Raw genomic sequence first — 10,248 nt, forward strand, 5'->3', positions numbered from 1 at the left:
TCTATTCTCACTTTGTGCCGACTCCAAACAAAACACGGACGGCCACTCCGGGCGCATGCCGCTCCGTATCCTCGCATCACGACCTCGCCCGACTCCGCGCCGCCATCACCGCGTTCTTCTTCCTCGACGGTTTCGTGTTCGCCGGATGGGTCGCCCGGATCCCCGCGGTCAAGGACCAGACGGGCGCCTCGGAGGGCGCGCTGGGACTGGCGCTGCTCGGCGTGTCGGCGGGCGGCGCGGCCACGATGATGGCCGCCGGACGCCTGTGCCGCCGCTTCGGCAGCCATCCGACGACGGTGGCCGCCGCCGCGCTGCTCGCGGGCTCGGTCGCGCTGCCGCCGCTGACCCACTCCGCGCTCGCCCTCGGGCTGGTGCTGCTGGTCTTCGGCACCGGGTTCGGCGCGCTCAACGTGGCCATGAACAGCGCGGCCGTCGACCTCATAGCCGCCCTGCGGCGCCCGGTCATGCCCGGTTTCCACGCCGCGTTCAGCCTGGGCGGGATGGCCGGGGCCGGGCTGGGCGGGCTGATCGCCGGCCATCTCTCCCCCACCCGCCATCTGTCGCTGCTCGCGGTCTTCGGGCTGCTGCTCACGGCCGTCGCGGGCCGGACGCTGATCTCACTGCCGGTGCCCGCGCCCCGGGGCGGCACGGGGCCCACGCCCGGGTCCGGGCAGGCCGCCGACCTCGCGTCGCCGCCCGGCGTACGGCGGCCGGGGCGCGCCCGGTGGCTCGTCGCCGTGTTCGGCCTGATCGCGCTCTGCACGGCGTACGGCGAGGGGGCGATGGCCGACTGGGCCGCGCTCCATCTGCGCCAGGACCTCGGCGTGTCCGCCGGGCTCGCCGCCGCGGGCTACGCCGTCTTCGCCCTGATGATGGCCGTCGGGCGGCTGAGCGGCACCGCGCTGCTCGAACGGCTCGGCCAGACCAGGGCGTTGGTCGCGGGCGGCGCCACGGCCGCGGCCGGGATGCTGCTGGGCGCGCTCGCGCCCACGATCTGGCTCGCGCTCCTCGGCTTCGCGGTCACCGGGCTGGGGCTGGCCAACCTCTTCCCCGTCGCCATCGCCCGGGCGGGCGCGCTGACCGGGCCGGGCGGAGTCGCCGCGGCCTCCACGCTCGGCTACGGCGGCATGCTGCTGGGCCCACCCACGATCGGCTTCCTCGCCGACTGGTACTCGCTGCCGGTCGCGCTCACCACGGTCGCGGCGCTCGCCGCCGTGGCCGCCGTCGTCGCGTACGGCACGCGGAATGCCGCGCGCACGGCCGGAAGTTGACATTCCGCCCGGCCCGGCAGGGCGTTGTCAGAGGCGGCTGGCATGATGCCGCCATGGAGACTGCCGAGTTGATCCAAGCCGTGGACCGCGAGGGCCTGTCGCTGGCCGACGCCGCGGCCGAAGCCGGGCTTGACGCCCCCGTGCCCACCTGCCCCGACTGGCGCGTCCGCGATCTGCTGTCCCACCTCGGCCGGGTGCACGGCTGGGCCGCCCGGTTCGTCGCCGAGGGCCTGACCAAGCCGGTCCGGCCGCCGGCCGAGGGGGCGCCGGCCGACGCCGAGCTGGTGGCGTGGTACCGCGAGGTCCATGGCCGGCTGGTCGACGTCCTCACCCATGCCGACCCCGAGGTGAAGTGCTTCACCTTCCTGCCCGCGGACTCCCCGCTCGCGTTCTGGGCCAGGCGCCAGGCCCATGAGACGGCCATCCACCGGATCGACGCGGAGTCGGCGCGCGGCGGGGACTTCTCCCCGTTCACCCCGGAGTTCGCGGCCGACGGGGTCGATGAGCTGCTGGCCGGTTTCCACAGCAGGGACCGGTCCCAGGTGCGCACGGACACTCCGCGCACGCTCCGGGTGAGGGCCACGGACCAGGCCGCGGCCTGGACGATACGGCTGTCCCAGGACGCCCTGCGCGTCGAGCGCCATGGTGAGGGGGCGGCCGACTGCGAGCTCAGCGGCCCGGCCCACGACCTCTATCTCGCGCTCTGGAACCGGCTGCCGATCAGCGCGCTGACCACGGAGGGGGACGAGAAGCTGGCCGAGCTGTGGCGGGAGCACTCGAAGATCTGACCTCCCGACCGCCCGGGCGGCCCGACCATACGGGTTACCAGTGAGTAATAACCCGTGTTAGCTTCCTGCCATGTCACGTCGATCGATGTCGCCGCGCGGACTGCGCCGCGCGATGAACTGGTGGCCGCCCTATCTCTTCGCCGGAGTGCGGGTGGTCCACATCGCGGAGGACTGGAGCAGCGCCCGCGTGAGGCTGCGGCTGCACCGCTTCAACTCCAACTACGTGGGGACCCATTTCGGCGGCTCGCTGTTCTCGATGAGCGACCCGTTCTGGATGCTGCTGGTGATGCGAGGGCTCGGCCGGGACTACATCGTCTGGGACAAGTCCGGCGAGATCGACTTCGTCTCACCCGGCCGCGGCGATGTGTTCGCCGACTTCACGGTGACCGAGGAGCGGCTGGAGGAGATCCGCGGGGCCACGGCGGACGGCGGCAAGACGCTGCCGTGGTTCGAGAGCGAGGTGGTCGCCGCGGACGGTACGGTCGTGGCACGCGTGCGGAAGCAGCTGTACGTACGCCGGAAGCGCGATGATGGGCAGCGCGGGCCGGAGCCGGAGCGGACCGAACCGGCGGAGGCCACCGGACACCAGACGAAGGGCTGAGAGCAGATGACCGGACCCCGTACCCAGGACGAACGTGACGCGCTCACTGTCGAGATAGTGTTCGCCCTGGTCACGGCCGGTCTGCTGGCGGCCGTGCTCTATGTGGTGGTCGACAGCCCCGCCCTCTTCGGCGACCTGGGCCGGGCCCAGGAGCGGGCCTGGCAGGGCGCCGCCTTCGCGGTGGCCACCGTCGGCTTCGCCGTCCGCCTGGTGCGGGCGCTCTGGCTCTTCTCCCGGCACCGGCGCTGATGCCCCGGGGCCAGAGCCGGGCCCGGAGCCGGAGCCAGGACCCGCGGTCCGCACGGTGGCAGTGCGCCGGGGCGCGCTGGGGCCGCGGCGGGCCCGCGCTGGTCTGGCGCCATCCGGCCCAGGGGGAACGGCTCTCCCCGCTCACGCCGGACCGCCCGCTCTCCTTCACCACCGGGCCGCGGCGCGCCTGCGTCGGCGTCCGCAGGAGCGCCCGGCACACCCCGTGTCCGGCCGGGGCCGAGGTCCCGGCCTCCGCCGTATCGGCGCAGTGCCCGGACTGCGCCCGGCTGGACCGCTCGTACTCCGTGGCCGCCGACACCCGTACGGACGATCCGCGCCCTTACGACGTCTATCTCGCGTGGTTCGGCGCGGAGTTGGTCAAGGTCGGGATCACCGCGGCCGAGCGGGAGGGGGTCCGGCTGCTGGAACAGGCCGCGCTCTCGTACTGTCTGCTGGGCCGTGGCCCGCTGATGGCCGCGCGCCGCGCCGAGGCCGTGCTGGGCACCGCGCTCGGCGTCCCTGACCGCTTCCCCTACGCCGCCAAGCGCACCGCCCGCGAGAGCCCGCCGCCGCCTGAGCGGCGGGCCGCCGACCTCGCCGCGCTCCACCAGCGGGCGCGCGCCCTGGGCGGTCTGCCGGAGTCGCTGGCCCTGGTCCCGTGCGAGCCGGTGCACCACGATGTGGCGTTCCACCTGGATCGGGTGCGCCCGGCGCCGGGGCTGGTCCAGTTCGTCCCCGAGGCCACCGTGAGCGGCCGGATCGACGCCGTGGCGGGCCCGGACATCCATCTGACCTCGACGGACGGCCGGGCGCTGCTGCTGGACGCCCGGCAGCTGGCGGGCTGGCCACTGACGGCGGCGGAGGCGGACGCCCCGACGACGGCGCCGGTGGCGCGGCGGGAGCGGGCGGCGGAGGCCCCGGAAGGGCTGTTCTGAGCGGCCGTTGTCGTGAAGGGTCCGTGGTGGGCGGAGGGCCGCTTGGGCGGAGGGCCGTGGTGGGCGGAGGGCCGTGGTGGGTGGAGGGCTGCGCTGGGAGCAGGGCGGGGCTGGGCAAGGCCCGGAGCACAGATCCCCGGAAGCCCGGTCCGCCCGCGGGAGCCCCGCTCAGCCGAGCCAGCCCGGCCGGACCAGGCCCGACTCATAGGCGAGCACGACGAGTTGGGCGCGGTCCCGGGCGCCCAGTTTGACCATCGTGCGGCTCACATGGGTCTTGGCGGTGAGCGGGCTGACCACGAGCCGCCGGGCGATCTCCTGGTTCGACAGCCCCATCCCGACCAGCGCCATCACCTCCCGCTCCCGCTCGGTCAGCTCCGCCAGCGCCGCCGCGGGCGCGGGTTCCCTGGAGCGGGCCGCGAACTCGGCGATGAGGCGGCGGGTCACCCCGGGCGACAGCAGCGCGTCGCCGCCGACGACGGCGCGCACCGCCCGCAGCAGCTCATCCGGTTCGGTGTCCTTGACCAGGAAGCCGGAGGCGCCGGAGCGGATCGCCTCGAAGACGTACTCATCGAGTTCGAAGGTGGTCAGCATGACCACCTTCACCTCCCCGAGGGCCGGGTCGCCGGTGATCCCGCGGGTGGCGGCGAGGCCGTCGAGCACCGGCATGCGGATGTCCATGAGGACGACATCGGGGCGCCGCTCCCGTACGAGCGCCAGCGCCTGCTCCCCGTCGGCCGCCTCGCCGACCACCTCGATGTCCGGCTGCGCGGCCAGCAGGGCGCGGAATCCGGCGCGGACGAGGAGCTGGTCATCGGCGAGCGCGACACGGATCACGGTCTCTGGCCCGTCCTCATCCCTCATGGGTCTCCCTCCCGTCCTTGTCCCGCGGGGGCTCTTCCAGAGGCTCTTCCTCGCCCTTGGACGGGATCCGGGCCCGGTTGAACGGGATCCGGGCCCGCACGCGGAAGCCGCCGTCCGGGCGCGGGCCCGCCTCCACCGTGCCGCCGAGTGCGGCGGCCCGCTCGTGCATGCCGACCAGGCCGTTGCCGCCGCCCGTCGCCCCGTCCCCGGCCGCGGGGCCGTCGTCGTCCACCCGTAGCTCCAGCTCACCGGGGCCGTAGCGCAGCAGCACACGGGCGTTACGGGAGCCGGAGTGGCGGACGATGTTGGTCAGGGCCTCCTGCACGATGCGGAACGCCGCGAGATCGGCGCCGGGCGGCAGGGCCGTCCGTACGCCGTCCACCTCCACCCGCACCGCGAGCCCCGCGTCCGCCGCCTGCGCGGTCAGCTCCTCCAGCCGGTCCAGGCCGGGCGCGGGTGAGCGCGGCGCGGCGCCTGGCGCGCCGGAGCCGGAGGTCCGCAGGGTGTCGAGGACCTGGCGGACCTCGCCCAGCGCCTCCTTGCTGGCCGCTTTGATGGTGGTCAGCGCGGTGCGGGCCTGCTCGGGGTCCTGGTCGAGCAGGGCGAGCCCGACGCCCGCCTGGACGTTGATGACCGAGATGCTGTGGGCGAGGACGTCATGCAGTTCGCGGGCGATCCTCAGCCGTTCCTCGTCCGCCCTGCGCCGGGCCGCCGCCTCCCGTTCGGCCCGCTCCCGGGCCCGCTGTTCGCGCCGTACGCGGACGAGTTCGGAGGCGGCCACGATCGCCATCGCCCAGGCGGTGACCGCCAGCTCCTGCCCCCATCCGACGGGCCCGTCGCCATCCGGCGGCAGCCAGCGGTAGAGCCAGTGGCCGGTGAGCAGATGGCTCCCCCACAGCAGCCCGAGCGCGCTCCACGCGGCGATCCGCCGCCCGGCCGCGACGGCCGCCACACAGGCGACGACGACGCTGAGGAAGACGGGCCCGTACGGATATCCGGCGGCGAGGTAGACGGCGGTCACGGCCGCCGTGCCGACCACGACCGCCCCGGGACGGCGATGGCGCATGAGCAGCAGCGCGGGCCCGGCGAGCAGCAGCGCGGCGCTCCCGGGCCCGAGGCCCGCCCGGACGGGCTGATCCTGCGCGGCGAACCCGGTGCCCACCATCTGGATGACGGCGATGGCGAGCGAGGAGCGCCAGGGCACGGCCGAACGCGAGGGGTCGAAGGGCGCCCGCGATGGGCCGAAGGGCGCCCCGCGCCGCCATCCGCCCGGCCGCTGCCCCAGGCCGTGCTCCCCCGTGAATCCGTGCATACGGGTAACGCTAAACCGGCCGGGCGCCCCCGGCGTCCCCCCTGCGCGGTGCCCGCGCCTACTCCCGGCGGAGTAGGCGCCCATGCCCTGCCGGGCAGATCGCGGGGCGGGGCCGGGCCGAGCCCGGCTCCCTACCACGGCGCGGCGGACGCGGGCGGCTCCCTGGGGCGTATTTCGAAAGTCCCGCCTGCCCCGCCCTCCGGGCGGACGGCGCCACCTTCGAAACACGCCCTAGCCCCGGTCCATCGCCCCCAGGGCCCGGCGGGCAGCCGGGTGGGTGCGGACGAGGTCGCCCAGCGTGGTCGTCCCGCGGGTGATCTTCGTGAAGGCGCGCCAGGCCGGGCGGAAGCCGGTGATCGCCGCGTGGAACATCCCGGGTCGGCGGGCGAAGACCGTGTGCAGTCGGCGGCCGACGCCCATCTCCACGCCGAGCCCCGCCTTGATCGCGAAGGCGTAGTTCAGGGCCTGGCGGCGGGCGTCCACCGCGTCGTGCGCCTCGGCGACGCGCACCGCCCACTCCCCCGCGAGCCGCCCAGAGCGCAGCGCGTAGGAGATGCCCTCGCGGGTCCAGGGCTCCAGCAGCCCGGCCGCGTCGCCGCACACCAGGACCCGGCCGCGGGACAGCGGCGAGTCGTCGGAGCGGCAGCGGGTCAGATGGCCGGAGGAGATGCTGGGCTCGAATCCGGCGAGGCCGAGCCGGGCGATGAAGTCCTCCAGGTAGCGCTTGGTCCCGGCGCCCTCGCCGCGCGCCGAGATGACGCCGACCGTAAGGGTGTCGCCCTTGGGGAAGACCCAGCCGTAACTCCCCGGCATCGGGCCCCAGTCGATGAGCACCCGGCCCGCCCAGTCCTCCGCGACGGTATCCGGAACGGGGATTTCCGCCTCCAGGCCGAGATCCACCTGGTCCAGTTTCACCCCGACGTGCGCGCCTATGCGGCTCGCGCTGCCGTCCGCCCCGACCACGGCCCGCGCCAGCACCGTCTCGCCGTCGGAGAGCACCACGGCGACCGTGCGCCGGTCGGGCACGGCCGGGCCGTGCTGCTCGACACGGGTGACCGTGACGCCCGTACGGACCTCGGCGCCCGCGTCCCTGGCGGCGTCGACCAGGGCCGCGTCGAACTCCGGCCGGTTGATCAGCCCGAAGAGCGGGTGCTTGGAGCGGCGGGTGCGGGACAGCTTGCCGTTCAGCGAGAAGGTCACCGCGTGCACCCGCTCCCGCAGGGGCAGTTCGAAACCCGGCGGGAGGGCGTCGCGCGAGGGGCCGATGATGCCGCCGCCGCACGTCTTGTAGCGGGGCAGTTCGGCCTTCTCCAACAACAGCGCCCGGCGCCCGGCGCAGGCGGCGGCATGGGCCGCGGAGGCACCCGCGGGGCCCGCCCCCACCACGACGACGTCCCATACCGTCTCATTGTCCGGGGCTGCGTTGTCGCTGCTCACGTGTGGATCCGCTCCCAATCGACCGACCTGATGCGCCTACCCGGCATCCTACGGCTCCCCGGTGGATGACCCCGCTGTGGGATGATCGGCCGCGCGGCATCAAGCCGTACATACGTGCCCATCGCCGCGCATCCCGCCGCCGGCCGTCGCACCCCCAGGAGGGTCCCCATGGACAAGGCGCCTCTCGCCGCCACCGTCGCCGCCCTGCAGCCGCGCGCCAGGGCCGAGCTGGCCGAGCTGGTGGCCTTCAAGTCGGTGGCGGACCCGGCCCAGTTCCCGCCCGGCGAATGCGAGGCCGCCGCCCGCTGGGTCGCCGACGCGCTGCGCGCCGAGGGGTTCGAGGACGTGGCGCTGCTGGACACGCCCGACGGCACCCAGTCCGTCTACGGCTCGCTGCCCGGTCCGGCCGGTGCCCCGACCGTGCTGCTCTACGCGCACTACGATGTGCAGCCCCCGCTGGACGAGGACGCCTGGCACACCCCGCCCTTCGAGCTGACCGAGCGCGACGGCCGCTGGTACGGGCGGGGCGCCGCGGACTGCAAGGGCGGCGTGATCATGCATCTGACCGCGCTGCGCGCACTCAAGGCGAACGGCGGGGTCCCGGTCAACGTCAAGGTCATCGTGGAGGGTTCGGAGGAGCAGGGCACCGGCGGTCTGGAGCGCTATGCCGAGGCCCATCCCGAACTGCTGGCCGCCGACGCCATCGTGATCGGCGACGCGGGCAACTTCCGGGTCGGGCTGCCGACGGTCACGGCCACGCTGCGCGGGATGACGCTGCTGCGGGTCTCGGTGGAGACCCTGGCGGGCAATCTGCACTCCGGCCAGTTCGGCGGGGCGGCCCCGGACGCGCTCGCCGCGCTGATCCGCGTCCTGGACTCGCTGCGCGCCGAGGACGGTTCGACCACCGTCAAGGGCCTCGACGCCGATGCGGAGTGGGACGGACTGCCGTACCAGGACGAGGAGTTCCGCAAGGACGCCAGGGTGCTCGACGGGGTCGGGCTGATCGGCTCCGGTACGGTCGCCGACCGCATCTGGGCGCGGCCGGCGGTCACCGTGCTCGGCATCGACTGCCCGCCGGTGGTCGGCGCCACCCCGTCCGTCCAGGCGGGCGCGCGGGCGCTGATCAGCCTGCGGGTGCCGCCGGGCGTGGACGCGGCCGAGGCCAACCGGCTGCTCGCCGAGCACCTGCGGTCCTCGGTGCCGTGGGGCGCCCGGCTTTCTGTGGAGCAGATCGGCCAGGGCCAGCCCTTCCGCGCGGACACCACGAGCCCGGCGTACGCGGCGATGGGGGAGGCGATGCGCCTGGCGTACGACGGCCAGGAGATGGCGATCGCCGGGCAGGGCGGCTCAATCCCGCTGTGCAACACGCTGGCCTCGCTCTACCCGGAGGCGGAGATCCTGCTGATCGGGCTGAGCGAGCCGGAGGCGCAGATCCACGCGGTCAACGAGAGCGTCTCGCCGGAGGAGTTGGAGAAGCTCTCGCTCACCGAGGCGCTGTTCCTGGGGAGGTACGCGGCGGGCAAGGGCTGAGGCCCCCGCGCCTCGCACCGGTCGGCGGCCCACGGGCCGGGCCCGCGTGGTCAGCCCGTGGGGACGCCCGCTTCGAGATAGAGCGGGCGGCCCTGCTCACGGGCGCGCAGTGCCCAGCGCAGCCGGCTCAGCCGCACCGGTGGTAGCAGCGCCGCGGCCTCGCTCTCGGTGACGAAGCGCCAGTCGCGCAGTTCGGAGCCGGGAAGCAGCACCTCACGGGCGGCCGCGCCGGAGAGCTTGCCGCCGTCGAAGAGCAGCCGCAGCCCCCCGTAGCCGGGCGGCTGGGGGCGTTCCCAGTCGGCCACCAGCAGCCGCAGCGGTTCGTCCAGCCGCAGCCCCAGCTCCTCGGTGACCTCGCGCACCCCTGCGCACATCGGAGGTTCGCCCGGCTCCACGACGCCGCCGGGGAACTCCCAGCCGGGCTTGTAGGTGGGGTCGACGAGCAGCACCCGGTCCTCCTCGTCGAAGAGCAGGACCCCGGCGGCCAGGGTCTCCGCCCTCGGCTCCGGGGTCTGCACGATGTCACAGATCCCGGCGCCCTCGCGGACCGCGTCGGCGATGTGCTGGGCGGTCTGGCGCGGGGTGAGCCCGGTGGTGTCCACGACGTGGGCATCGGTGGTCAGCCAGGTCAGGGCCGCCCGGTAGGGCGCGAGATGGTCCAGGCACCACTGGCGTACGGACGCGCTGGCGTCCGCGTCCCCGGATATCTCCTGGCGCTCGGCTATCCGCTCGCGAAGGATCGTTTCATCGGTGTGCAGCAGAACGTGCCGTACGGGGATGCGACGGGCCGCGAAGCCACCGAAGATCTCATCCCGGTAGTCCTGTCTGAGGACCGTCATCGGGACCACGAGCGGGCCGCCGACCTCCGCGATCAGCGCCGCTCCGGTGTCCACCACCAGCCGCCGCCAGGAGGGCAGGTCCTGGTAGTCGGACACCTGCTCAAGACGTTTCCGCGGGAGCATCCTCCGCAGACCGCTGCCGACCAGCTCCGGGTCGTAGAACGTACTGCCGGGCATGAAGTCCACCAATTCGCGGGCCGCGGAGGTCTTACCCGCACCGAACGCGCCGTTCAGCCAGACGATCACATTTCCCCCTATTCCATCGCCTCCTGACAGTTGCCCGCATCACCCTGTCACGGAAACGCGCGAAGACGACCGAGTGACGGATCGCGTCGCTCCGGGCGGGTTGGGCGGGGGCGCGGGGCGGGGCGGCGGTGCGTGAGCGGGGATCAGCGGGCCCTCGTGCCAGAGGGTTCACCGTGGCC

The 10,248-nt window shown here is 74.3% G+C and carries 10 protein-coding genes; 6 read left to right on the plus strand and 4 right to left on the minus strand.

Translation table 11 applies throughout. The features are described from left to right. Window positions 1–14: 14 nt before the first annotated feature. The 5 genes from VT50_RS22685 (at window position 15) to VT50_RS22705 (ending at window position 3,844) form a co-directional block, all read left to right on the plus strand. On the plus strand, window positions 15–1,271 hold the full coding sequence (locus VT50_RS22685; RefSeq protein WP_046084603.1) for an MFS transporter: 1,257 nt from the start codon (window positions 15–17) through the stop codon (window positions 1,269–1,271). Window positions 1,272–1,324: 53 nt separating this feature from the next. Beyond that, window positions 1,325–2,059: a maleylpyruvate isomerase family mycothiol-dependent enzyme gene (locus VT50_RS22690; protein ID WP_046084604.1), complete on the plus strand. Its 735-nt coding sequence runs from the start codon at window positions 1,325–1,327 to the stop codon at window positions 2,057–2,059. Window positions 2,060–2,129: 70 nt separating this feature from the next. Further along, complete coding sequence (locus VT50_RS22695) at window positions 2,130–2,660, plus strand: DUF4442 domain-containing protein (protein ID WP_240529260.1); 531 nt, start codon at window positions 2,130–2,132, stop codon at window positions 2,658–2,660. 6 nt (window positions 2,661–2,666) lie between these two features. Continuing rightward, window positions 2,667–2,909, plus strand: a complete 243-nt coding sequence (locus VT50_RS22700; protein WP_046084606.1) for a DUF6332 family protein — start codon at window positions 2,667–2,669, stop codon at window positions 2,907–2,909. Then, window positions 2,909–3,844 (plus strand): DUF2797 domain-containing protein, encoded by a 936-nt coding sequence (locus VT50_RS22705; RefSeq protein ID WP_046084607.1) that lies wholly within the window; start codon window positions 2,909–2,911, stop codon window positions 3,842–3,844. Before VT50_RS22700 ends, VT50_RS22705 begins: the two co-directional genes overlap by 1 nt. A 168-nt stretch (window positions 3,845–4,012) precedes the next feature. On the opposite strand, the gene VT50_RS22710 is transcribed toward VT50_RS22705, so the two are convergent. The 3 genes from VT50_RS22710 to VT50_RS22720 all read right to left on the minus strand — a co-directional run bounded on the left by VT50_RS22710 (window position 4,013) and on the right by VT50_RS22720 (window position 7,454). Beyond that, window positions 4,013–4,678, minus strand: a complete 666-nt coding sequence (locus VT50_RS22710; RefSeq protein ID WP_044582312.1) for a response regulator transcription factor — start codon at window positions 4,676–4,678, stop codon at window positions 4,013–4,015. 16 nt (window positions 4,679–4,694) lie between these two features. Beyond that, window positions 4,695–6,017 carry a sensor histidine kinase gene (locus VT50_RS22715; protein ID WP_046084608.1) on the minus strand — a complete coding sequence of 441 codons (1,323 nt, stop codon included), beginning with the start codon at window positions 6,015–6,017 and terminating at the stop codon, window positions 4,695–4,697. A gap of 231 nt (window positions 6,018–6,248) precedes the next feature. After that, window positions 6,249–7,454: a geranylgeranyl reductase family protein gene (locus VT50_RS22720; protein WP_046084609.1), complete on the minus strand. Its 1,206-nt coding sequence runs from the start codon at window positions 7,452–7,454 to the stop codon at window positions 6,249–6,251. Between the two features lie 168 nt (window positions 7,455–7,622). On the opposite strand from VT50_RS22720, the gene VT50_RS22725 reads away from it, so the two are divergent. Continuing rightward, entirely contained in the window at window positions 7,623–8,984 is a 1,362-nt protein-coding gene (locus VT50_RS22725) for a dipeptidase (protein ID WP_046084610.1), read from the plus strand. Between the two features lie 50 nt (window positions 8,985–9,034). Here the strand turns inward: VT50_RS22725 and VT50_RS22730 are convergent, their stop codons facing one another. Then, window positions 9,035–10,069, minus strand: coding sequence for an NUDIX hydrolase (locus VT50_RS22730; RefSeq protein ID WP_046084611.1), 1,035 nt, complete (start codon window positions 10,067–10,069; stop codon window positions 9,035–9,037). Window positions 10,070–10,248 lie beyond the last annotated feature (179 nt).

The sequence above is a fragment of the Streptomyces antioxidans genome (assembly GCF_000968685.2).
GTDB lineage: Bacteria > Actinomycetota > Actinomycetes > Streptomycetales > Streptomycetaceae > Streptomyces > Streptomyces antioxidans.

What these genes read in the sequence shown, in the direction of transcription:
- VT50_RS22690 (WP_046084604.1), top strand. Translation starts at nt 1,325, where the DNA reads ATGGAGACTGCCGAGTTGATCCAAGCCGTGGACCGCGAGGGCCTGTCG.
- VT50_RS22695 (WP_240529260.1), top strand. Translation starts at nt 2,130, where the DNA reads ATGTCACGTCGATCGATGTCGCCGCGCGGACTGCGCCGCGCGATGAAC.
- VT50_RS22700 (WP_046084606.1), top strand. Translation starts at nt 2,667, where the DNA reads ATGACCGGACCCCGTACCCAGGACGAACGTGACGCGCTCACTGTCGAG.
- VT50_RS22705 (WP_046084607.1), top strand. Translation starts at nt 2,909, where the DNA reads ATGCCCCGGGGCCAGAGCCGGGCCCGGAGCCGGAGCCAGGACCCGCGG.
- VT50_RS22715 (WP_046084608.1), bottom strand. Translation starts at nt 6,017, where the DNA reads ATGCACGGATTCACGGGGGAGCACGGCCTGGGGCAGCGGCCGGGCGGA.
- VT50_RS22725 (WP_046084610.1), top strand. Translation starts at nt 7,623, where the DNA reads ATGGACAAGGCGCCTCTCGCCGCCACCGTCGCCGCCCTGCAGCCGCGC.